Consider the following 22584-nt stretch of genomic DNA (forward strand, 5'->3'; position numbering starts at 1 on the left):
TTCTATCGTTATTCCTTAATCAATTTTAGCTTTAATCATTCTGTCGTTACCGTAAATATCCTTTCGCAATTCAATGGTTGCAAAACCTAAATCATGTAAGAGAGTAACTGTTTCTTTTCCTAAATATTGATTGATTTCAAAAAACAATAAGCCATTAGGTTTTAGCTGTTCTTTTGCCAAAACTGCAATTTTACGATAAAAAATCAGCGGATCTTCATCCGAAACAAAAAGAGCCAAATGGGGCTCAAACACCAAGACGTTAGGACGAATTTCTTTCTTTTCTAATTCCCGAACATAAGGAGGATTTGAAATAATAACATCATATTGATTTTCCAAATCTGAAATTTCTAAAATATTACATTGCCTAAAATGAACTTCAACGTTATTAATCTCAGCATTTTCTTTGGCAACTTTCAGGGTTTCTTCGGATATATCAATAGCAAAAACAGTCGATTCAGGTAAATTCTTCTTTAAGGAAATTGGAATACACCCGGTTCCGGTTCCAATATCCAAAATAGTTGAATTTAATATATTCTGCCTTTTAATCTCGTTTAAAATCCAAGCTACCAATTCTTCCGTTTCATGTCTTGGAATTAAAGTATTCTCATTTACTTTAAACCTTAAATCATAAAAAAATGCTTCTCCTAAAATATACTGAATGGGTTTTTGGGTTTTTAATTGTTCCAACACCAAATGCCAATGTTCCAATTCAATTGTTGGAACGTTTAAATCGGGTTGCAAAGCCAAATCAATTCGCTTCAATTGATGGTGTTTTTCTAAAACCATATAAAAGAAACTATCGATTTCCTGCTCATCATAATAAGACGACAATGTGCTTTGAAAGGATGATTTTAAGTCTTTAAAAGTCATATATCCCATTTATAATTCTTTCAACATCCAAACCGGACACGAAGTATGTCCCGTGCATCCCATTGGGGAATCTAAATAGTGAAATCCATATTTTAAGTATAATTTTTGAGCCGCATGCATATAGGGCATGGTTTCCAAATAACATTTTTCAAACCCAACCGATTGAGCAAAAGCTAAACATTTCTCCATCATAGCTGTACCAACTCCTAATCCTCTGGCTTCCGGCAAAAAATACATTTTTTGCAATTCGCAAATAGTAGCAACTTCATTTTCCAGCGGACTGATTCCGGCTCCACCAATGATTTTACCTTCCTTTTCAACAACAAAATAGCAACTTCTTGGTGCAGTATATGTTTCAAACATGCTATCGAGCGATACATCAGCATAAGCTGTTCCCACTTTGGGCACATTGTGTTCAATTAATACGGAACGAATGACTGTCGCTATCGAGACATTATCAGTTTGTTGAATAGTTCTAATTTGCATCTTAACGATTCCTTGCGAATAATACGTTGTAAAAGTAAAACTATTTCTACTTTTTTAAGCAAAAAGCGTAATTTTGTGTTAAGATGGAACACGAAAAATACATGCAACGTTGCCTTGAATTAGCCGAAAAAGGTTTTGGGAATACTTATCCCAATCCAATGGTAGGCTGTGTAATTGTCTATAAAAATACAATCATCGGAGAAGGTTGGCATCAAAAAGCGGGAGAGCCTCATGCTGAAGTAAACGCAATCAATGCTGTGAAAGACAAATCGCTTCTTGCTCAATCCACTATTTATGTTAGTTTGGAACCTTGCAATCACTATGGAAAGACTCCGCCGTGCAGCGATTTGATCGTTCATCATAAAATTCCAAATGTAGTTGTAGGTATGGTCGATCCAAATGAAAAAGTTGCCGGAAAAGGAATTGAAAAGCTGCGGCAATCCGGAGCTAATGTTACCGTCGGTATTTTAGAATCACAATGTCTTGCACTTAATAAAAGGTTTATTACCTTTCATAACAAAAAAAGACCTTATCTCATTTTAAAATGGGCCGAAAGTGCCGACGGTTTTCTTGCACCGTCAATAAAACAGGAACAAAAACCGGTTTGGATTACCAATGCCTATTCCAGACAATTGGTACATAAATGGCGAACAGAAGAACAAGCAATTTTGGTTGGTACAACAACTGTTTTGGCTGATAATCCTAGATTAGACAGTAGAGATTGGAAAGGTAATAATCCCATACGAATTGTATTGGACCGTACAGGAAAAATTACCCCTGATTTTGAAGTAAAAAACGGAAAACAACCAACAATTTTTATTACCGAAAAAGAAAATTTTATAACCACTGAAAATTGTATTGCTGAAACTATTATCTTTGATAGTCACCTTGCAGAAAATAGTTGTAAAATACTCTTTGAAAAAGGAATTCAATCGGTTATTATCGAGGGCGGACTGCAAACACTACAAACCTTCATTGATGCTGATTTGTGGGATGAAGCTCGAATTTTTAAGGGAGATTTAGTTTTTCAGCAAGGAACAAAAGCCCCTTCCCTTTTTGGCAAAACCGTGAAACGAACAACAATAGTAAATGATGAACTTTTAATTCTTAAACGGTATGATTAATACAATTATTTTCGATTTTGGGGATATTTTTATCAATCTGGATAAATCTGGTGTAGAAGAAGCATTCCGCAACCTTGGCTTAAAGGAATGGTATGCCGATTTAGATGAATTAAACAAACGATTTGAAATAGGTAAAGCAACTGAATTAGAATTCATTCAAGGGTTTCAAAAATACCTTCCCAACGCTACAATAGAAGATATTCGAAAAGCATGGAATGCCGTTTTGGGAGACTTTCCTGAACATCGATTGGAATTTTTACAAAGTTTAAAAGGAAAATACCGCCTGTTTTTACTCACCAATACCGATATGATTCACATTGACCACTTTGAACATAAAGAAGGCATGTCGGTTACAAGAGATTTTTATAATTGTTTCGAAAAAGTATATTATTCTTATGAGTTGGGAATGAGAAAACCCGATGTAAATATTTTTACTTACTTAATCAATAAACACGACTTAAATCCAAAAAGAACTTTGTTTGTAGATGATAAAAAAGAAAATACAGATGCCGCTGCTTCCGTTGGAATTGAAGTTTGGAACTTACAAGTTGGTCAAGAAGATGTAACAGAACTATTCTCTAAAAAAATAATTACGCTTTGATTTACATTTTTTTAAGTGTTTTTTTTAATGCTATTCTTTTTATTATTCTTAAGCTTTTCTCCCGATTTAATATCAATACTCTCCAAGCATTGGTTGTTAACTATATCACTGCTTTTACTGTAGGTTTATTTTTTACTGACGAGACATTTGAATATGCATTACTTATTAAAAAAAAATGGTATTTAGGGAGTGTATTACTCAGTTTTTTGTTTATTACCGTATTTTATGCAACGGCATTAACTTCTCAACGAAACGGACTTTCGGTGGCTTCAGTCGCCTCGAAAATGTCTGTTATCATACCAATCTGTTTTGGAGTTTTACTTTACAATGAAAAATTAGGTATCTTTAAACTATTGGGTATTGTTTTAGCATTATCAGCGGTGTATTTGACCTCAAAAAAAGAAGAAGGAGCTTGGAGTGATTTAAAAAATGTATACTTCCCGATAGTGGTCTTCTTTGGTGCAGGTTCAATAGATACTGGATTGAAGATTTTACAAGCTGATTTTTTACCTGAAAATGAAATTGCGTTATTTTCATCGCATACCTTTTTTATGGCATTTGCCATTGGAGCAATAGTAATAGGAATAAATGTAATTAAGAATAAAACAAAAATATACGGTAAGAATTGTATTGCCGGGATTATTTTAGGGATACCCAATTATTTTTCACTCTATTTTTTAATCAAAATGCTAGATAGTGAAGTCTTTGAAAGCTCAACTATTTTTACAATTCACAACGTAGCAATTGTTACCTTGACAACCTTGGTTGGTATAGTTTTTTTTAATGAAAAAATTTCATTGCGAAACGGCATTGGAATTATGGCAGCATTGATAGCCATTTTACTTGTTACCAATTGATATGACAGAGCAAAAAGATACCTATAAAACCATAACAATACCATCTGAAGAAGTACTGTTTAAAGATAAAAACAGTAAATTTTTTGGTTATGCTTTTCCGGTTTCACAGGAAGAGGAGATAAAAATGCATTTGGAACAACTTAAAAAGAAACATTTCTCAGCCAGACATTGGTGCTATGCTTATCAAATCGGTACGGAAAAAATTAGTTTTAGAGCCAATGATGATGGCGAGCCCAACAATAGTGCCGGAATGCCTATTTATGGGCAAATTCAATCCTTCGAAGTAACTAATATACTTGTTGTCGTGGTTCGCTATTTTGGCGGCACAAAATTGGGTGTAGGCGGACTAATATCGGCTTACAAAAATACAGCTCAATTGGCGTTAGAAAAAGCTACAATAGTAGAAAAAACGCTGGATGTATTTTTCATACTGACATTTGACTACAAAAACATGAATAAAGTAATGCGTGTGATTAAAGAAAAAAATTTGAACATCACTGCACAAAAAATGGAATCGGATTGCAAAATCACCTTCTCTATCCGTAAAAAAAATGCCGAAATGATTTTCGACATCTTTTCTAATTTATTTGAAATAAAAATTGAAAAACTGGATTAGTTTTCCATCGCTTCTATTTCTTGAATTATCGATTTAATGTTTTCGGGAGGCAAAGTTGGTTTTCCGGTCTGAATGTCTACAAAAACCAAAACAAAATCTGCAGTTGTTAATAACTCTCCTTTTTCATTTTCAATTTTACATTCAAATTCTATCTTTACAGAGCTTTGATTTTTGTATTTAGTTTTTACAGTAAGTAAATCATCGTAACGAGCTGGTTTTTTGTAATTTATATTAATATTCACAATAGGAAGTGCTATACCACTCTCCTCCATGCTTTTATAAGAAATCCCTTTATTTCTTAACCATTCCACGCGTCCAATTTCAAAATAAGGCAAATAATTCCCATGATATACCACTCCCATTTGATCAGTTTCTGAATAACGCACTCGAACGTGCAATTGATGTTCTTTCATAATTTTCTGTAATATTTTTCTTTATACGTCTTGGAAGCCTTAAAGCATCTTTACAACATTTTTTTTATAAAATCAATAGCAATTTATTTTTTTTTACGTTTTTTTGTTCACATATTTGTTATCCCGAAAAATTGATAAAGAAACACTCTGTTTTCTTTGTAAGATAACCTTTAGTAAACAAAAAAATTTATAGAATTTATGAGCAAAACTGCGGAATCGGTATGGGAGAACTGTCTATCATTTATAAAAGACAATATTCAGGAGCAAGCTTACAAAACTTGGTTCGAACCGATTAAGTCAGTAGAACTCACAGACAATGCTTTATACATTCAAGTACCCAGCAAATTTTTCTATGAATGGTTAGAAGAACACTATGTAAAATTACTTAAAGTGGCCTTAACCAAAGAACTTGGAAAAAATGCAAAGTTACTGTATAAAATTAAAATGGAAAACACCTATGGCAATAAACAACCGTTCACGGAACAATTGCCTAGTACTCATCGTAGTCCGGTGAAACCTCAAGATGTTGATGCTCCTCTTAAAAACTTAAGCCCTGAGCTAAAAAATCCATTTGTAATTCCCGGAATCAGAAATTTAAAAATCGAATCGCAGTTAAATGCAAATTACAGTTTTGATAATTTTTTAGAAGGCGACTCTAATCGATTAGCTCGTTCGGCCGGGATGGCTGTGGCAAATAAGCCGGGAGGAACCTCCTTTAATCCTTTATTGATCTTTGGTGGAGTTGGACTTGGAAAAACCCATTTGGCTCATGCTATTGGAGTGGAAATCAAAGATAAATACCCGGACAAAACGGTTTTGTATATTTCTGCAGAAGTGTTTACACAACAATATATTGATTCGGTTAAAAAGAATACCCGTAATGATTTTATTCACTTCTATCAATTAATTGATGTATTGATTATTGATGACGTACAATTTTTATCCGGTAAATCGGGAACTCAAGATGTATTTTTCCACATTTTTAACTTCCTACACCAAAACGGCAAACAGGTTATTCTAACTTCTGATAAGGCTCCCGTTGATATGCAGGACATTGAACAACGTTTGTTGTCGCGATTCAAATGGGGTCTATCGGCAGAATTACACCAACCCGATTACGAAACAAGAATTTCTATACTAAAGAACATTTTGTATCGTGATGGAGTTGAAATGCCGGATGAAATTATTGAATACGTTGCCCGAAACATCAAAACTAATGTTCGCGAGTTAGAAGGAGCCATCATTTCGTTAATTGCACAGTCTTCGTTCAATAAAAAAGAAGTAACACTAGAACTGGCAAAAGGGGTAGTTGAGAAATTTGTTAAAAACGTAAAAAGAGAAATTTCGATAGATTATATTCAAAAAGTAGTTTCAGACTATTTCCAATTGGATATTGACACTTTACAATCCAAAACAAGAAAACGTCACGTGGTGCAAGCAAGACAGTTAGCCATGTTTTTTGCGAAAAAATTCACAAAAGCTTCATTAGCCAATATAGGCTCTCAAATTGGTGACCGTGACCATGCCACGGTGCTTCATGCTTGTAAAACCGTAGACAATTTAGTGACTACTGACAAACAATTCAGAAAATTTGTGGAAGACATCAATAAAAAACTTTCTTTATAAAAATAATTTCAGTATTCTTTTTACCTTTGGATACTGAATTTTTTAAAGAATCTACTTGTTATGCCAATCAAAATAATAATGGTTTGTTTAGGGAACATCTGCCGCTCACCCTTAGCAGAAGGTATTTTATCAGCCAAACTTCCTGAAAACGATTTTTTTGTTGATTCCGCCGGAACCGGACATTGGCATGTTGGCAATCCACCCGATAACCGTTCAATACTCACAGCCAAAAAAAATGGTATTGACATTACCCATCAACGAGGCAAATTATTTAAACCTTCTTTTTTTCAAGAATATGATTATATCTACGTGATGGATACCAATAATTATGCTGATGTAATCGCTATGGCCAAAAGCGAAGCCGATAAAAAGAAAGTGCAACTGATTTTAGATGAACTCTTTCCGGGTGAAAATGTAGATGTACCGGATCCTTATAATGGCATGCAAAGTAATTTTGATCAAGTCTTTGAAATGTTAGACGAAGCTTGCGAAAGCATTGCCAACAAGCTCTTAGAAAAAAAATAATATGAAACCCATCACATTTTTAGGAAAATTATACTTAATTCCAACTACTTTAGGTGAAGTTGCTCCCGATGATGTGTTACCACAAACCGTTAAAAGAACAATAGATTTTATCAACGACTATGTAGTTGAGAATGAAAAAACGGCTCGCCGATTTATCAAGTCAATCAATCCAGAAAAAATACAAGCAAATTTACGAATCAGTGTTTTAAACAAGCATACCGATGTCGCAGAACATACTGCCATGATTAAACCCTGTTTAGAAGGCAAAAACCTTGGATTAATGAGTGAGGCCGGTTGCCCCGGTGTTGCCGATCCGGGAGCTGTGATAGTCAAATTGGCTCATGAAAAAGGGATTCAAGTGGTGCCGTTGGTTGGACCATCTTCTATCCTACTCGCCTTAATGGGCTCAGGCATGAATGGTCAAAACTTTGCTTTCAACGGCTACCTACCCATTGATAAAGGAGAAAAAAAAGCGACTTTAAAAAATTTGGAAAGATTATCGTTTGAAAAAAATCAAGCCCAACTATTTATTGAAACGCCCTATCGGAATAACAAACTATTAGAAGATATTTTGCAGTCCCTTCAAAACGCTACACGACTTTGTATAGCAACGGATATTACTTTACCAACCGAATTTATTAAAACACTTACTGTAAACGATTGGAAAAAAACAAAGGTCGATTTACACAACCGACCTACTATTTTTATTATTCAGAAATCATAATTTACTTCACCTTCGCATTTTTATTGGCAACAATTGGCGAAGTATCGTACCCTCCAAATTTTTTGATATAACTTTTGATGGAGGTTCCAAAACCATCTTTAATACTTCGATTTCCGTTACTTTTTAAAAACTTCTTAACCGAACCCGCTCCGCCTAAATGAGCAGCAGCTAACAATCCGGATTCAGTAATGGTAACACCTTTGATTACTTTACCTTCATATTTTTCTATTTCATCGCGAAGAATCCACTTGTTTATAGACAATAAAGCATTAAACGCTTTTTCTTGTAACGGAGGAGATTGAAGAAAATGCAAACTATCCCGCACACCAATCGTTCGTAAAGTTGACATTCCAAACTGGTATTTACCCAAATAACCAAAAGTATTCACCAAATGATACTTTCCTTGCGATTCTTTAAATGCTATAGCTTGTTTAAAACCGGCGTACGTTTTTCCGGTTTGCGGGAATATAATATTTGTATATTCCAATTCTGCTGCAGTGGGAACGGTGTAATGTAAAACCTCATCTGATTCATTTACATAAAACCAATTCAAATTTTCAAATTTATATGGTTTAAAACCTGTACTTATTACGCCTACGATTAAGGCAATACAAGAATAAAAATACCATTTTTTTGTCATAAAAGTTAATTTCTCAAGTGCTGTCACCATCTTGAATTTCACCGGTGCAAAGGTACACTTTTTTTTATATTTATGAAAATCAACAAGTTAAACTTTTCTAAAAGTATAAAATATGGAATTTAGCCTTTCCTAAACCATTGATTTCAAACGTTGGAGAAGGAATCTTAATAGTATTAAAAAGTGAAAAAATGGTCTTTAAAAAGTGTGATTTTGTTTGAATTTTCGACAAATCAACGTCTAAACTCAAATAAAATTGACGAAAACGGTCGTTAGTTGAATGTAAAATTGATTCATTCGTACTTTTCCCGGAAGAAAGCATCCCCTCTGCTCCGTAACCAACAGCTAGATTTAACCAATTTGGTATTTTGGATGATTTAGCAAAAGAGTGAAGATTAACTGACAGCCAATAGGTTTGCCCGTTGTAATCTTTTAAAATTTGCTCACTAACACTTTCCCCTAATAATTCAGGTCGTTGATTGGCATAGTGCGTAGTGTGAAAAGAAAATTTCGGAATAATACGTTGTTCATTCCACAATAATTCCTGTGAAACATATAAGGCAGTTCCGGTTGCATTGGCCGCAACATCTCCCCATGAAAAACCCCACTCTGCCGAGTAACCGTCAAAAACCTCAACGGCTGTGAGAAATACAAAACCATATCCGGCTCCGTAAAGCAATTGGTCTTTCTTTGAAACACCACTCCAAGCTAGCATTTCGGTACTCATCCGACCTAAATGATAGGAGGAAAAAACGTGCCCGCCTTTGTCCATTTGAAGCCAATCGCTATTATCGTTTTTAAATTGAAAGGATGACTTTTCATAATCGGCATACCAAAGTTGATGTAACCCAATCAAGGCGGCTGATGTAAAAACGGCCTCAGAAGTCAGAACTAAATTTCTTCTCTGAATTGATAAGGAATCGGATGGTTTAAAAAATGGATTAAAGGCTGACTGTGCTTGTAAACTATTTGAAAATAGAATGGTTAATATACCGGATATGAACAATAAATACTTCAATTAATTTCCGGTTTGTGCGTTTAACCAAGCTGCATATTTTTTTGCATTCACGTTATGGTCGGCCAAAGTGGTGGCAAATTCGTGATAACCAAATCGTTCAACACTGGCACAGAAATAAATAAAATCATGCTGCTCCGGATTCAAAACAGCATCAATCGCATTAATGTCAGCCATAAAAATTGGACCGGGTGGCAAACCGACTTTTCGGTAGGTATTATAGGGTGATTCAACTTCCAAATGTTTATAATATACACGTTTTATCACTTGATTAAAGTCATTTGAGGCCAATTTATAAGCAAAAATCACGGTTGGATCTGCTTGCAATGGCATACCCATAGCCAATCGATTCAAATAAACTTTTGCTACCTTAGGTCGCTCCTCTATTTTTGAGGTTTCCTTGTGAACGATAGAAGCTAAAATTGAAACTTGAACAGGAGTTAAACCCAATTGTTCTGCTTTGGCTTTGCGTTCATCATTCCAAAAACGGTAGTATTCTTTTACCATTTGATTTCTAAATTTTTCTGCAGAAGTATCCCAATAAAATTCAAATGTATTGGGCAAAAGCAAGGTAAAAACAGTCTCTTCGGTGAATCCATTCTCATCTAAAAATTTTGGATCTTTGAAAGCTTGCAACAAGTGTATACTGTCTGCCTCAATTTGCATAGCAATTCTTCCTGCAAAATTTTCTAACCGTTCTTGATTGTTAAAGGTTACTCTAACAGGAATACTTCTTCGCAAAGCGGAAACAATCGCATTGGAATTCATATTTTTTGTTAATTCGAACTTGCCGGCTTTCACCTGCGAAGAATAACCTCTGCGATTGGCTAAAGTTTCAAACTTATCCATATCATTTATATAAGGAGAAACTATCTTTTTAACTTCCTCAAAATTGGCATTTGTAGGGATAAAAATACTTACTTTATCTTCCGAAAAAGTTGTGTTTGGTGTAAAAACAATTTGATAGACTTGAAACCCAAAATAAGCAATTACCCCTAAAACCAAAAGGGATATAGAAAGTATTATCTTTTTAAAATTCATTTGAATACTTTATTTTTTAATAATTAATTGATAGAAAGCTTCGTCTGTATAGTTCCCATCAGTAAAAATCCAATCTTTTTTTATGCCAATTAACGCAAAGCCAAAGGAAGTAAATAACCTTTTACTAGCCAAATTACTTACAGCAATATTGGCATAAAGTTGATGAATATAGAGGTGCTTTTTTGCGTATGCAATGAGTAATTCCAACGCCTCTTTTCCGTAACCCGAATTTCTGTTTTTCTGATTTTGAATAACTATCCCAATGCCTGCCCGATTATTTTTTGGGTCAAAATCAAATAAGTCAATCAAACCTATGGCTTCAAACGTTTCAATCTTACAAATGGCTAAACGTAATTGCTTGGCTTCGTAAATATCTTTGTGAGCATTTTCCAGATAACTTTTAAGTAAAAACATACTATAGGGTACTTGAGTTTGACTAACTTCCCAAATTGAAGTGTCATTTTCAAGACTATAGATGAAACCCAAATCGTCTGGCTCTAAAGCTCTCAAATAAATATTTTTTCCTTTTAGTGTACTCATGTTAGGTTGTAGCTAATTCAATTTTTCCTTCAAATACAAAGGTAGCCGGCCCAATTAAAAAAACATCCGTATACTTTTTTCCGTCCTTTTTGAAAATGACTTTCAATTCGCCACCTTCAACCAACAGTGAAATTTCATTGGAGGTCGTCTTTCCGATGGCATGCATAGCAATTGCTACGGCTGTAACGCCGGTTCCACAGGATAAAGTTTCATCTTCAACTCCTCTTTCATACGTTCGAACAGCAAAAAGGGAATCTGATACTGCTTCCACAAAATTTATGTTACTTCCTGTCTTTCCATACAAATCACTGTAGCGAATTTGACTGCCAATTTCTTTCACCTTAACCGATTTCACATCGTTAACCAATGTAATATGATGTGGCGAACCGGTATCTAAAAACACATAGTCAGCAGCCATCTTAACCTCATCCACCTCTTTCATTTGTAAAGAGACTATTCCTTCTACTGAAATTTTGGCATAATGTTCTCCGTCAACAGCCATAAAAGTAGTTTCATTTTCAATCACTTGTAACTGTTTAGCAAAGGCAACAATACACCTACCTCCATTTCCACACATCGAACTTTCATGGCCATCCGAATTAAAATAAACCATTTTAAAATCTGAAAATTTGTCATTTTCCAGTAGTATCAATCCGTCAGCACCTATTCCAAATCGTCTGTCACAAAGTTGCTGGATAAGTTTGGTATTATTTTTGGGAAAAATAAGTTGACGGTTATCAAGCAGAATAAAGTCGTTTCCTGTTCCTTGGTATTTATAAAATTGAATATTCATTTGCTTAAGTTATACTATACAAAAGTACAATTATTTTAAAGAAAAGTTAAGAGCTGTTAAAGAGCGTTAAACAATATGAATTGAAATAATAATTCGAATAAATTTACATTGTTAAACTAAATTTAGATGACCTATGAAAAATGTAACCAATTTATTTTTAGTATCCTTATTAAGTGGTGTAACCACCTTGGGAGCGTACAAATTATTTTTTGAAGAGACGTTCGTAAATAAAAAGAACATCGTTACAACCGCTCCCCAAATTCAAACCAGAAATATTGGTTTAACTGCAGAAAATATTGATTTTACTGAAGCCGCTGAATCGGCCATTCATCAAGTAGTTCACGTAAAAAATGTTACTTATCGTACCGTATATAATCCAATTGATTTCTTTTATGGCAACAGAGGCGGACAAGCACAACCGCAAATTGGTACAGGTTCCGGGGTAATTATTTCTGAAGACGGATATGTGGTGACCAACAATCACGTAATTCAAGGGGCAACAGAATTGGAGATTACCCTGAACAATAAAAAATCTTATCCGGCCAAATTAATTGGGTCTGACTCCAAAATGGATATTGCTTTACTGAAAGTAGAAACCGATGAAAAATTACCTTATGCTGTTTTTGCAGATTCTGATCAGGTGAAAATAGGTGAATGGGTTTTGGCTATCGGTAATCCCTATAATTTAAATTCAACGGTAACAGCCGGAATTGTTTCGGCTAAAGCAAGAAATTTAGACACGAGTGGAATACAATCTTTTATACAAACCGATGCCGTTGTGAATCCGGGTAACAGCGGTGGAGCACTCGTCAATACTCGAGGCGAATTAGTAGGCATCAATACGATGATTTCATCCAATACAGGGAGTTATGTAGGGTATTCATTTGCTGTTCCTTCAAATATTACTCGAAAAATTATTGAAGACATCATGGAATATGGAAATGTGCAAAGAGGAATATTGGGTATTGAAGGAAGAGAATTAAACGGTGCTGCTTCCAAAGAACTTAACATCACGGAAACACAAGGGTTTTATGTACACAAAGTAACCAAAAACTCAGGAGCCGAAAAAGCAGGTATCAAATCAGGAGATGTAATTGTAAAACTAGACAATCAAAACGTAACCTCTTTTGCAGAACTCTCCGGTTATGTAAACACCAAACGACCAAACGATGAAATAAACGTAACCGTAAATCGTGACGGAAAACAATTGGTTATTCCGGTTAAACTAACCAAGAAAGAATTATTGAACTATGAATTTTACGGATTAGAGTTAGAAGATTTGGAACCAGCAGATAAGCAACGTTTTAAATTAAAACAAGGGGTTAAAATCAAAGACATTACCAATGAAAAATTAGCTCCCTATGCAGAGGAATTGAAAGGAAGTGTAATATTAAGTATCGATGGAGTAAAAGCTACCGATGTGGAAACTATCTCTAGAGGATTAGGAAGTAAAACCGAAAAAGAAGGTGTTCGTGTAGAATTAATGCTTCGAAACGGGCAAGTAATGCGAATCATACTATAAGTCAGGTTAATAGTAAGTTAGTCCTGCAAAGTCATTTAGATTTTGCAGGATTTTTTTATTTAAAAAAAATAAAAAAAAAGTTTACGAAAACGTTTGAAATCTATACTTTTGCACAAAATTTCACAACACCAACTAATAAATAAAGTATGAGTAACAATCCTTCTTTGTACGAAAAAGAGCTTTCATTTCAAGCAGACCGCAGAAGAGCCGGAGTAGAATTTATTAAAATTATAAGCGATTTATGGTATGATAAATCGATTGAAATGGTTCTCTTCCGCAATCAATTAATTGACAAAAACGTTTCTGAAATTCTAAACCTGCATGAATACGCCGGTGAATTTGTAGGCAAACCCATTTCCATTTTTGATTCGGTTGAAATTGCCAGAGAAATATTGTCATTAGATTTACCTCCATCAAAATTAGACATTGGGAAACTAACATATGAATATCACCTGGAAGATGATAAAAATCACAACACCAAATCTTTTGTGATTGACAAATTGCGAAAAGCCAAAGAGTCAAACTCAATTAAACCAAAAGATGTTGTATTATACGGTTTTGGTAGAATCGGACGATTATTAGCCAGAGAATTAATGTCCAAAACCGGAAAAGGAAATCAACTGCGTTTACGGGCTATTGTTACAAGAGACAAAAACGATGCAACCATTTTAGAAAAAAGAGCTTCTTTGTTACGATTTGATTCAGTCCACGGAGATTTTCAAGGCTCAGTAGTGGCTGATTCAAATAATAACGCTTTACTCATTAATGGAACTACGGTTCACATTATATCAGCTAATTCTCCCGAAGAAATTGATTATACCGCTTATGGTATTGAAGATGCCTTGGTAATTGACAATACAGGTGCTTTTACTACGGAAGAAGCATTAAAAAGACATCTTACCTCAAAAGGAGCAGCAAAGGTTTTACTAACTGCACCCGGTAAAGGCGTTCCTAATATTGTGTATGGTGTAAACCATAAAGACCACAATCCGGATAAAACAGATATTTTTTCAGCGGCATCTTGTACAACCAATGCCATTACTCCTATTCTAAAAGCTGTTGAAGACACTTTAGGTGTGGTAAAAGGTCATTTAGAAACCATTCATGCTTATACGAATGACCAAAACTTAGTGGATAATATGCATAAAAAATACCGAAGAGGTCGTGCTGCCGCTTTGAACATGGTAATTACCGAGACAGGTGCAGGAAGTGCTGTGGCAAAAGCATTACCAAGTTTAGCAGGAAAATTAACCTCCAATGCTATTCGTGTTCCGGTTCCTAATGGTTCCTTAGTTGTTTTAAATTTAGAGGTAGGCAAAGAAACTTCGGTTGAAGAAGTAAATGAAATTATGAAAAAATATGCATTAGAAGGTCAATTAGTGGAGCAGATTAAATATTCACTAAGTAATGAATTAGTATCGTCAGATATTGTGGGAACAAACGCTCCTTCCATTTATGACAGTAACGCCACCATCGTATCAGCAGACGGAAAAAATGTGGTGCTATATGTTTGGTACGACAACGAATTTGGTTACAGTCACCAAGTCATTCGTTTGGCAAAATATATTTCTAAAGTACAACGTTACACCTATTACTAAATTATACATCACTTTAAAAAAATCCGCTTCAGAACTGAAGCGGATTTTTTTTTCAACAAAAAGTTAAAGCTAAACACAATTATTCCAGACATTTACGTTATATTGCAAACGATTTAACCCAAAATCTAATATGAAATACCTACTCATCTTGGTGATATTCACCTTCAATTGGTCGTATGCCCAAAATACATCAATTACTTACCAACACGGTCAAAATGGAATGGAATTAATTGCAACAACCAAAACAGGTACAATCGTTGTAAGTACATTTAATGCCAAAATGGCAATTAGGCAAGATATTGCATACAAAATTTTTAAGCTCTATCAACAAAACAGTATTCAACACAATACCTTGGTAACTGTTTTTGGTAATGAAGCAAAAGTGTTAGGTAAATGTTTTGTAAAAAAAAGAAACAACCTTACCAGTATTGAATTCTATTATAACAAAGTTTTTTGGCATAATGGAATTGTGGAAGTACACGGAAAATAGAAGACAACAACATTGTTTATAACAAAAAACTCCCAATTACATGGGAGTTTTTTGTTATAAACAGAAATCAAAAATTTAAGCTTTTCCGGCGGCGGCTATTAAGTTTAAAGCAGAACCGGCAACAAACCAACCAATTTGACTTTCGTTGTAAGAATGATTGGCCATAATCACATCTTTACTTCCATCCGCATGAACAAATTCTAATGTCAATGGTTTACCGGGTGCAAAATCAACTAAATCTACAAAATTGATTGTGTCATTTTCTTGGATTTTATCATAATCTGCTTCATTCGCAAAGGTTAAGGCTAACATTCCTTGCTTTTTCAAATTCGTTTCGTGAATACGAGCGAACGACTTTACTAAAACAGCCTTTACGCCTAAGAAACGAGGTTCCATAGCCGCATGTTCTCTGGATGAACCTTCCCCATAATTGTGATCGCCCACAACTATTGAAGGAACTCCGGCTGCTTTGTAGGCTCTTTGTACTGCAGGAACAGCATCATAGTCACCGGTTAATTGATTTTTAACGGAATTTGTTTTCTGATTAAAGGCATTCACTGCTCCAATCAACATATTATTAGAAATATTATCCAAATGACCTCGAAAACGCAACCAAGGACCAGCCATCGAAATATGGTCGGTTGTACATTTACCGAATGCTTTGATTAATAATTTTGCCCCCATAATATTTTTTCCGTTCCAAGGAGAAAACGGTTCTAATAATTGTAAGCGTTCTGAGGTTGGGCTTACTGCAACTTGTACATTAGAGCCATCTTCCGCAGGAGCTTGATAGCCGGCATCTTCCGCATCAAAACCTTTTGGAGGCAATTCGTTTCCGGTTGGTTCATCTAACCTAACTTCCTGTCCATCTTCATTAATTAAGGTATCAGTAAGCGGATTAAATCCTAAATCTCCGGCAATGGCCAAGGCAGTTACCAATTCAGGTGAACCCACAAAGGCTAATGTGTTCGGGTTTCCATCTGCACGTTTAGAAAAGTTTCGATTAAAGGAATGAACAATTGTATTGCGTTCTTCTTTCTCTGCCCCTTCTCTATCCCACATCCCGATACATGGTCCACAAGCATTAGCAAAAACAGTAGCTCCAATTTTATCAAACGCATTGATAAATCCATCGCGTTCTATGGTATAACGAACTGTTTCAGAACCTGGTGTGATGGTAAATTGTGCCTTTGTTTTAAGATTTTTATCAGCCACTTGTTTGGCCAGCGAAGCTGCACGAGCAATATCTTCATAAGAAGAGTTAGTACAAGAACCTATCAAACCCACTTCAATTTTTAACGGCCAGTTATTTTTGATGGCTTCTTCCTTCATTTTAGAAATTGGCGTTGCCAAATCCGGTGTAAATGGTCCGTTTAAATGAGGTTCTAATTCTGATAAATTGATTTCAATTACTTGATCAAAATATTTTTCCGGATTAGCATATACTTCCGGGTCTGCTGTTAAATGTTGTGCCACCTTATTAGCTGCATCCGCCACATCAGGTCTTCCGGTGGAACGCAAGTAACGATCCATCGAAGCGTCATAACCAAAGGTTGAAGTAGTAGCTCCAATCTCTGCTCCCATATTACAAATTGTACCTTTTCCGGTACATGACATGGATGTTGCTCCTTCGCCAAAATATTCAACTATTGCTCCCGTTCCACCTTTTACTGTTAGAATACCGGCAACTTTTAGAATAACATCTTTTGGAGCTGTCCAACCCGATAATTTTCCGGTTAATTTAACTCCAATTAATTTGGGGAATTTTAATTCCCAAGCCATTCCCGACATAACATCTACGGCATCGGCTCCTCCAACGCCTATGGCCAACATACCTAAACCTCCTGCGTTAACCGTATGTGAATCGGTTCCAATCATCATTCCTCCCGGAAAAGCATAGTTTTCCAAAACTACTTGATGTATGATTCCGGCTCCCGGTTTCCAAAATCCGATACCATATTTATCGGAGACAGAAGAAAGAAAATCAAAGACCTCATTGCTTTGTTGTTTGGCACGAGCCAAATCAGTCTTTGCATCTACTTTTGCTTGTATCAAGTGATCACAATGTACCGTTGTAGGAACGGCTACTTTGCTTTTTCCGGCATGCATAAATTGCAATAAGGCCATCTGAGCAGTAGCATCTTGGCAAGCCACTCTGTCCGGTGCAAAATCTACATAGTCTTTTCCTCTGGTAAATGCTTGGGTAGGGTTTCCTTCCCAAAGATGTGAATATAAAATCTTTTCTGATAACGTGAGTGGACGACCAACTAACTCGCGAGCTTTTTCAACCCGTTCCGCCATGTTGGCATACACCTTTTGAATCATTTCAATATCAAAAGCCATAAATATGTGTTTTTTTGTTTGTGCTGCGAATTTACGAAAACGTTAGAACATTGTAAAATTATTAGCAAAATATATCTTTTAGAACTCATTTTTTACACAAATTCTATTTTTTAAAAATTATTTTCAATAAAACACAATAATTTGCCATAAAAATACAAAATCAACAAAATTAGAAACCAATATTGCTAATATCGCAAAATGGAATCCCTCTAAATTGTACAGGAAGTACTTCCCAATATTATTTTGGAGTTTTTAAATCCATCAAAGACTTTTCAAAAAACCGGTAAAGCAAGGTGGACGCTAAAATTGTGAGGCTCAAATAAATCACCACACAAAAATGCAATTGAAAAGTCGATAAGGAGTTGGTTGGAAAATAATAAACCAATAATTGCAGTATAACACTGTAATGCAATAAATAAACAGCATAAGCAATCTTACCGGTAAATGAAAACAGTTTGGGGATAAAACTAATGTTAACCTGATTCCATTGCGATAAAAAAGGCAAAAACAACATACAGGTAAATGAAGTAAGCGGCAGGTAGATAATACTCCAAAAATTGGGAAAAGTATCAATCGTTAACTGAAAAAATCCTATCCCTATAAACATAAACCCAAATAAAAGTACTCCAAAAACAGCGAAAAGAAACCTGCTTTTTTCCCAAAAATATTTTCTATTCAACGAAACCCAACCTGCTAAAACCCCAATAAAAATGGCATCTAAACGATAAACAACAACCGACTTTAAATCTAAATTCCATTCCGCTATGGTTGGAGCTGGGTTTGTCAAAGCATAATACACTTTCGTAAGGGTAAAAAACAAGACGAGTCCTAAAACCACTGCTAAAAAAAACAACGGTTTATTTTTTGGTTTGACAAGTTTAGTTTTGATGAAAAGAACAAATGGAAATAACAAAAAGGCAAACACACCTATTGGAATTGACCATGATTCCGGAAAAAAAGGTGGTGGTGCTGAACTGAAATTTTGAACAAAGAAAAAATATTTCCACCAATGCGAAACCTTATATCCAACAAATAAACTAATGATTAAATTTAAAATCAGTACTAAATAATAGTTGGGTAAAAAACGAATTCCTTTTCTCTTGAAAAAAGCAAGAATAGATTGCTTAGAAAATGTCTCTTCAACATACATTCGATAAACACTTCTTCCTAAAAAAAAACCGGCTAAAACAAAGAAAATTTCTACCCCAAAAAAACCACAAAAAAGACCGGTCTGATAAACGATTCCTTGACTGGGCGGATAAAGCATCGCACTATGCCCAAACAACACTAGCACAATAGCTAATGTTCGCATGAAATCTAAACCAAAAACATTATCGTGTAAAGATTTTTTTTCCATTCAGTTTAAAATTGGATACTCTGAAAGCGTTTATCGGTTTTTCAAAATAGGTATAAAAAAAATAACCTAAGGTAAAGGTAATCAAAAGATAAACAAGTGTAAAAAGATGCAATTGATTCACCGAAAAAGAATGCGTATCAATAAAATATTTCATCAAAAAAAGTACAATACTATAATGAATCAAATAGACAGAATAAGACAAATTACACAAAACGGTAACCGTAGTACGAAACTTTTGTGAAGCCTTATTCCAAGACAATAGCGTGGGTAAAAAACATAAAACAATCAGCGAAATAAAAGGAAGAGCCATAACATTCCAAAACCAAGCGATTGTATTCAAATTAAAAAACAAGAGTAATAAAATAAAAGTAAGCAGAAGAAAAATTCCTATAGCCAACAAAAAATTGCTTCGTTGCTCAAAAAATGTTTTGTATTCCGCATAATAATAACCAAACAAAATACCAAACATTACCGAATCCATTCTGTAAATAACCACAGAGCGAACTTCTGCCGTCCAGGTAAGTAATGAAAAAACCGGATTATCGAAATGGTAAAGAACTTTCAGAAAAATGGAAAGCACCAACAATCCATAGACGATAAACAAAAAAAAGGATTTTCTCAAGTGCAAACGGATTTGCTTCGCAAAAGCAAAAAGAATAAATACAACCAAAAAATAGCTCAGTTCCTTAATGGGTAAACTCCATGATTCGGGAAACAAAGACGGAATGGGCGTTGTAAAATTTTGAAAAAACAAAAAATACAACCCCCAATCAGCAATGGAAAGTCCAATCACTAAGGCAATAAGTATATTAATAACCAAAATGAGATAATAGCTTGGAAGAATTCGGAATAATCTTCTTTTCACAAAATTACCCACTTCTTTTAAACTGTATTGCTGAGTTAAAAATTGTTTCAAAATAATACTACCCACTAAATAACCACTCAACATCAAAAACAGTTCAATTCCAATTAAGCCGGAGAAATCTTGCATTTTACCTAATAAACCTTCCGATTGATAAATCCAGGAAATGTGCGAAAAAAGAACCATTAAAATAGATATTGCCCTAAGGAAATCTAATCCGAAAATTCTTTTCGAGGCAACAATTTGATTATCAATCATGGAAATAGTTACATTTGCGACTATGCAAAGAACAAAGATATATAAAATTGTAACACTCCTAATAATGCTTGCCATAGTGGGCGGACTACTTTGGTATTCGCAATTACCCACTCGGCACAAAGCAATTGTGAAAACCACTTTGTTACACAAAACAGGCTTGGTGGATAGTGATTGGCAAGTAGAAAACCAGGCCAAAGAATACAAAATGCTTTCACCAACATTTATTGTAGATGATATATATAAATCCATGGAAGGACCGAAAGCTTCTAACTATGTCATGTTATCACAAGACTCAACTTTGCTTTGGATTACCGGATTTAAAGTAGAGGCTCATGATGCGAAAACAGGCCAAAAAATGTCAAATGATTTTATTTGTCACATGAATGTCGATATAAACGATACCAAATATTATAGTCATTTTGGATTAGAAGACAGAATCGGAAAGCAATACCCACGCTTAACTTCACTTTCACACGGAATGGAAAGTTTTGATTTTCCGCAAGGTTTTGGTGTACCCATGAAAGGAAATGATATTCTTTTTGTAACCACGCAAACGTTAAACCACAATATCAAAGATGCCTATTTCAAAGTAAAACACAAAGTTGCAATCACCTATCAGGAAGAAGACCATAAGATAAAACCCTTGATGAGCAAAACCGCTTTTATTATGTTGCCGTATGACAAACACGACCCATATAAAAGTCCAACAGACCCGGGTACGGATTTCTGCATTCCCGTAGAAACCAAAAACCACAGTTATGATGACGGAACCGGAAATAAATTATCCGGACATTGGGTAATTCCAACCGGAAAAAACACCTATCGCAGCAACATTAACCATCAATTAGCCATCAAGGATAGTTTACGGCTACATGCAGCGGCCATTCATGTGCATCCGTTTGCAACGCAAATTATGTTGTTCAACAAAACCACAAAAAAACCGGTGTTTGTGAGTAAGGTAACAAACCATAAAAACAGCATTGGTCTTACCAATATTGAAAATTTCAGTTCAAAAGAAGGTATTTGGCTTTTTGCCAATCAGGAATATGAAATTGTATTAGAGGTTAATAACACCTCTAAAGAAGACCAAGACATGATGGGAAGCATGTTTTTGTTTTTTTATGATAAAGAAATGGATGCAATTTTAAAAAATTAACGCGTATTGCTATCCCTCAAATCCGTCATAGGTCGCTCAAAAAAGCGATACAGTAAATACGAAAAAACCAGAATCAAAACCCAATACGTTAGCGTATAAAGTAACAATGGAATTCCTTCTAAATGGTCAGAAGGCACCAACACTTTCATGCTGTGCAAAATAATGGTATAATGCAACAAATAAATGCTGTACGATAAAACACTCAGTAAAGTAAGTCCTTTTAAAACCTTGGTTGAAGAAATTGTAACTGTAAACAAATAGGGCATTAAACTGCAAATAGAAACAGAATTCAACGACAAATAAAAGACATTAAAAAAACCGGGGTGTGTTTCAAACGAAATACCCCAATAAAAAATAAACAAATGAAGGGTAAATATTCCCAAAATACCCAATACAAAAAACAACTTGGTTAAACTGGCAGAAATAGGGAAATTAACGTAGAGATAATACACTAAAAAACCATAATAAATAGCATCCAATCGATACATGGAAACTTTTCTGAGGTTTTCATTCCATTCATAAATAGAAGTCAATTGATGAGTTTCGTGAAACCAAATGCGAATGAGTAGAACCGCCAAAATAATACCGCTCGATACACCAAAGAATAGCTTTTTACGGTTGATGTTCGGCATAAAACGGACAAACAAATACAGTAAAACAGGACCTAAAATATAACAGAATTGCTCTACCGATAAACTCCAAGAAATTCGCGAAAAATCAGGAGAATGCGAAAAAAAGTTTTGCAGATAAACAAAATACAACCCAATGCGTTCCGGAATTTTTCCGTAAATCAAGTACCATAAAACAATATTAATTAGTAAAACAAGGTAGTAATTCGGTAAAGTTCTATACCACCTGCGTTTCCAAAATGTGCGAACATCTTGAAAGGAAAAATCATCTTTTAGCAACATGCGATAAACAATTTTTCCAATTAAAAATCCGCTTATAGCAAAAAAGATTTCTACACCAATGGTTGCTGTAAAATGCATCAACCATTTCACCAAAGGAGGATACTTTTCACTAATCCATAACGAATGCGAAAAAACGACTAAAAAAATAGCGACAGCTCGGGCTAAATCTAACCCGGGAACACGTTTTGCTAAATTAATGTCTAGTCCAAACATCCATTA

Annotated in this window: 23 protein-coding genes; 11 read left to right on the forward strand and 12 right to left on the reverse strand. The window is 34.8% G+C overall.

What is annotated here, in order from left to right:
• Positions 1 to 15: 15 nt before the first annotated feature.
• Together prmC and R2782_RS06165 are read right to left on the reverse strand one after the other, a co-directional pair.
• Positions 16 to 870 (reverse strand): peptide chain release factor N(5)-glutamine methyltransferase, encoded by an 855-nt coding sequence (prmC, locus tag R2782_RS06160; RefSeq protein WP_371267208.1) that lies wholly within the window; start codon positions 868 to 870, stop codon positions 16 to 18.
• A 9-nt stretch (positions 871 to 879) separates the two neighbouring features.
• Positions 880 to 1356, reverse strand: coding sequence for a GNAT family N-acetyltransferase (locus tag R2782_RS06165; RefSeq protein WP_371267209.1), 477 nt, complete (start codon positions 1354 to 1356; stop codon positions 880 to 882).
• An 83-nt stretch (positions 1357 to 1439) separates the two neighbouring features.
• Between R2782_RS06165 and ribD the strand changes: the two genes are divergently transcribed.
• The 4 genes from ribD to R2782_RS06185 are packed head-to-tail and all read left to right on the forward strand — an operon-like array spanning position 1440 to position 4554.
• Positions 1440 to 2480, forward strand: coding sequence for a bifunctional diaminohydroxyphosphoribosylaminopyrimidine deaminase/5-amino-6-(5-phosphoribosylamino)uracil reductase RibD (gene ribD, locus R2782_RS06170; RefSeq protein WP_371267210.1), 1041 nt, complete (start codon positions 1440 to 1442; stop codon positions 2478 to 2480).
• Positions 2473 to 3081, forward strand: a complete 609-nt coding sequence (locus tag R2782_RS06175; RefSeq protein WP_371267211.1) for an HAD family hydrolase — start codon at positions 2473 to 2475, stop codon at positions 3079 to 3081. Before ribD ends, R2782_RS06175 begins: the two co-directional genes overlap by 8 nt.
• The gene (locus R2782_RS06180; protein WP_371267212.1) at positions 3078 to 3938 is read left to right on the forward strand and encodes an EamA family transporter; all 861 of its coding nucleotides are present in this window, start codon (positions 3078 to 3080) and stop codon (positions 3936 to 3938) included. Before R2782_RS06175 ends, R2782_RS06180 begins: the two co-directional genes overlap by 4 nt.
• Position 3939: 1 nt before the next feature.
• A complete protein-coding gene (locus R2782_RS06185; protein ID WP_371267213.1) occupies positions 3940 to 4554 on the forward strand; it encodes a YigZ family protein in 615 nt (204 codons plus the stop codon).
• On the opposite strand, the gene R2782_RS06190 is transcribed toward R2782_RS06185, so the two are convergent.
• Positions 4551 to 4967, reverse strand: coding sequence for an acyl-CoA thioesterase (locus R2782_RS06190; RefSeq protein WP_371267214.1), 417 nt, complete (start codon positions 4965 to 4967; stop codon positions 4551 to 4553). The genes R2782_RS06185 and R2782_RS06190 overlap by 4 nt on opposite strands.
• 198 nt (positions 4968 to 5165) lie before the next feature.
• Here R2782_RS06190 and dnaA point away from each other — a divergent pair, with 198 nt between their 5' ends.
• Genes dnaA through R2782_RS06205 form a run of 3 tightly spaced genes read left to right on the forward strand, consistent with a single transcriptional unit; the run spans position 5166 to position 7842 of the window.
• Positions 5166 to 6593, forward strand: coding sequence for a chromosomal replication initiator protein DnaA (dnaA, locus tag R2782_RS06195; RefSeq protein WP_371267215.1), 1428 nt, complete (start codon positions 5166 to 5168; stop codon positions 6591 to 6593).
• 60 nt (positions 6594 to 6653) lie between these two features.
• A complete protein-coding gene (locus R2782_RS06200) occupies positions 6654 to 7118 on the forward strand; it encodes a low molecular weight protein-tyrosine-phosphatase (RefSeq protein WP_371267216.1) in 465 nt (154 codons plus the stop codon).
• 1 nt (position 7119) lies between these two features.
• Positions 7120 to 7842, forward strand: coding sequence for an SAM-dependent methyltransferase (locus R2782_RS06205; protein ID WP_371267217.1), 723 nt, complete (start codon positions 7120 to 7122; stop codon positions 7840 to 7842).
• Between the two features lies 1 nt (position 7843).
• On the opposite strand, the gene R2782_RS06210 is transcribed toward R2782_RS06205, so the two are convergent.
• The 5 genes from R2782_RS06210 to dapF form a co-directional block, all read right to left on the reverse strand.
• Positions 7844 to 8482, reverse strand: coding sequence for a peptidoglycan-binding protein LysM (locus tag R2782_RS06210; protein WP_371267218.1), 639 nt, complete (start codon positions 8480 to 8482; stop codon positions 7844 to 7846).
• 97 nt (positions 8483 to 8579) lie between these two features.
• Entirely contained in the window at positions 8580 to 9497 is a 918-nt protein-coding gene (locus R2782_RS06215) for a DUF2279 domain-containing protein (protein WP_371267219.1), read from the reverse strand.
• On the reverse strand, positions 9498 to 10535 hold the full coding sequence (mltG, locus tag R2782_RS06220; RefSeq protein ID WP_371267220.1) for an endolytic transglycosylase MltG: 1038 nt from the start codon (positions 10533 to 10535) through the stop codon (positions 9498 to 9500). It lies immediately after the preceding gene.
• Between the two features lie 9 nt (positions 10536 to 10544).
• Positions 10545 to 11075 carry a GNAT family N-acetyltransferase gene (locus R2782_RS06225; RefSeq protein ID WP_371267221.1) on the reverse strand — a complete coding sequence of 177 codons (531 nt, stop codon included), beginning with the start codon at positions 11073 to 11075 and terminating at the stop codon, positions 10545 to 10547.
• Between the two features lies 1 nt (position 11076).
• Positions 11077 to 11868, reverse strand: a complete 792-nt coding sequence (gene dapF, locus R2782_RS06230; protein ID WP_371267222.1) for a diaminopimelate epimerase — start codon at positions 11866 to 11868, stop codon at positions 11077 to 11079.
• A 133-nt stretch (positions 11869 to 12001) separates the two neighbouring features.
• On the opposite strand from dapF, the gene R2782_RS06235 reads away from it, so the two are divergent.
• The 3 genes from R2782_RS06235 (at position 12002) to R2782_RS06245 (ending at position 15478) form a co-directional block, all read left to right on the forward strand.
• Positions 12002 to 13390, forward strand: a complete 1389-nt coding sequence (locus R2782_RS06235; RefSeq protein WP_371267223.1) for a trypsin-like peptidase domain-containing protein — start codon at positions 12002 to 12004, stop codon at positions 13388 to 13390.
• Between the two features lie 146 nt (positions 13391 to 13536).
• Entirely contained in the window at positions 13537 to 14988 is a 1452-nt protein-coding gene (locus R2782_RS06240) for a glyceraldehyde-3-phosphate dehydrogenase (RefSeq protein ID WP_371267224.1), read from the forward strand.
• Between the two features lie 130 nt (positions 14989 to 15118).
• On the forward strand, positions 15119 to 15478 hold the full coding sequence (locus tag R2782_RS06245; protein WP_371267225.1) for a hypothetical protein: 360 nt from the start codon (positions 15119 to 15121) through the stop codon (positions 15476 to 15478).
• Between the two features lie 75 nt (positions 15479 to 15553).
• Here the strand turns inward: R2782_RS06245 and R2782_RS06250 are convergent, their stop codons facing one another.
• The 3 genes from R2782_RS06250 to R2782_RS06260 form a co-directional block, all read right to left on the reverse strand.
• The gene (locus tag R2782_RS06250; protein WP_371267226.1) at positions 15554 to 17821 is read right to left on the reverse strand and encodes an aconitate hydratase; all 2268 of its coding nucleotides are present in this window, start codon (positions 17819 to 17821) and stop codon (positions 15554 to 15556) included.
• A gap of 238 nt (positions 17822 to 18059) precedes the next feature.
• Positions 18060 to 19178: an acyltransferase family protein gene (locus tag R2782_RS06255; protein ID WP_371267227.1), complete on the reverse strand. Its 1119-nt coding sequence runs from the start codon at positions 19176 to 19178 to the stop codon at positions 18060 to 18062.
• Positions 19153 to 20373, reverse strand: coding sequence for an acyltransferase family protein (locus tag R2782_RS06260; RefSeq protein ID WP_371267228.1), 1221 nt, complete (start codon positions 20371 to 20373; stop codon positions 19153 to 19155). The genes R2782_RS06255 and R2782_RS06260 overlap by 26 nt, the downstream gene beginning before the upstream one ends.
• On the opposite strand from R2782_RS06260, the gene R2782_RS06265 reads away from it, so the two are divergent.
• Complete coding sequence (locus R2782_RS06265; protein ID WP_371267229.1) at positions 20363 to 21454, forward strand: hypothetical protein; 1092 nt, start codon at positions 20363 to 20365, stop codon at positions 21452 to 21454. The genes R2782_RS06260 and R2782_RS06265 overlap by 11 nt on opposite strands.
• Here the strand turns inward: R2782_RS06265 and R2782_RS06270 are convergent.
• Entirely contained in the window at positions 21451 to 22578 is a 1128-nt protein-coding gene (locus tag R2782_RS06270) for an acyltransferase family protein (RefSeq protein ID WP_371267230.1), read from the reverse strand. The genes R2782_RS06265 and R2782_RS06270 overlap by 4 nt on opposite strands.
• Positions 22579 to 22584: the final 6 nt, after the last annotated feature.

The sequence above is a fragment of the Flavobacterium sp. genome (assembly GCF_041392085.1).
GTDB lineage: Bacteria > Bacteroidota > Bacteroidia > Flavobacteriales > Flavobacteriaceae > Flavobacterium.

Excerpts from the sequence above, each read along its gene's own strand:
- R2782_RS06175 (WP_371267211.1), top strand. The coding sequence starts at position 2,473 with ATGATTAATACAATTATTTTCGATTTTGGGGATATTTTTATCAATCTG.
- R2782_RS06225 (WP_371267221.1), bottom strand. The coding sequence starts at position 11,075 with ATGAGTACACTAAAAGGAAAAAATATTTATTTGAGAGCTTTAGAGCCA.
- R2782_RS06255 (WP_371267227.1), bottom strand. The coding sequence starts at position 19,178 with ATGGAAAAAAAATCTTTACACGATAATGTTTTTGGTTTAGATTTCATG.
- R2782_RS06210 (WP_371267218.1), bottom strand. The coding sequence starts at position 8,482 with ATGACAAAAAAATGGTATTTTTATTCTTGTATTGCCTTAATCGTAGGC.
- R2782_RS06200 (WP_371267216.1), top strand. The coding sequence starts at position 6,654 with ATGCCAATCAAAATAATAATGGTTTGTTTAGGGAACATCTGCCGCTCA.
- R2782_RS06185 (WP_371267213.1), top strand. The coding sequence starts at position 3,940 with ATGACAGAGCAAAAAGATACCTATAAAACCATAACAATACCATCTGAA.
- R2782_RS06240 (WP_371267224.1), top strand. The coding sequence starts at position 13,537 with ATGAGTAACAATCCTTCTTTGTACGAAAAAGAGCTTTCATTTCAAGCA.
- R2782_RS06265 (WP_371267229.1), top strand. The coding sequence starts at position 20,363 with ATGCTTGCCATAGTGGGCGGACTACTTTGGTATTCGCAATTACCCACT.
- R2782_RS06165 (WP_371267209.1), bottom strand. The coding sequence starts at position 1,356 with ATGCAAATTAGAACTATTCAACAAACTGATAATGTCTCGATAGCGACA.
- mltG (WP_371267220.1), bottom strand. The coding sequence starts at position 10,535 with ATGAATTTTAAAAAGATAATACTTTCTATATCCCTTTTGGTTTTAGGG.
- R2782_RS06260 (WP_371267228.1), bottom strand. The coding sequence starts at position 20,373 with ATGGCAAGCATTATTAGGAGTGTTACAATTTTATATATCTTTGTTCTT.
- dnaA (WP_371267215.1), top strand. The coding sequence starts at position 5,166 with ATGAGCAAAACTGCGGAATCGGTATGGGAGAACTGTCTATCATTTATA.
- R2782_RS06245 (WP_371267225.1), top strand. The coding sequence starts at position 15,119 with ATGAAATACCTACTCATCTTGGTGATATTCACCTTCAATTGGTCGTAT.
- R2782_RS06190 (WP_371267214.1), bottom strand. The coding sequence starts at position 4,967 with ATGAAAGAACATCAATTGCACGTTCGAGTGCGTTATTCAGAAACTGAT.
- R2782_RS06205 (WP_371267217.1), top strand. The coding sequence starts at position 7,120 with ATGAAACCCATCACATTTTTAGGAAAATTATACTTAATTCCAACTACT.
- prmC (WP_371267208.1), bottom strand. The coding sequence starts at position 870 with ATGACTTTTAAAGACTTAAAATCATCCTTTCAAAGCACATTGTCGTCT.
- R2782_RS06235 (WP_371267223.1), top strand. The coding sequence starts at position 12,002 with ATGAAAAATGTAACCAATTTATTTTTAGTATCCTTATTAAGTGGTGTA.
- ribD (WP_371267210.1), top strand. The coding sequence starts at position 1,440 with ATGGAACACGAAAAATACATGCAACGTTGCCTTGAATTAGCCGAAAAA.
- R2782_RS06270 (WP_371267230.1), bottom strand. The coding sequence starts at position 22,578 with ATGTTTGGACTAGACATTAATTTAGCAAAACGTGTTCCCGGGTTAGAT.
- dapF (WP_371267222.1), bottom strand. The coding sequence starts at position 11,868 with ATGAATATTCAATTTTATAAATACCAAGGAACAGGAAACGACTTTATT.
- R2782_RS06250 (WP_371267226.1), bottom strand. The coding sequence starts at position 17,821 with ATGGCTTTTGATATTGAAATGATTCAAAAGGTGTATGCCAACATGGCG.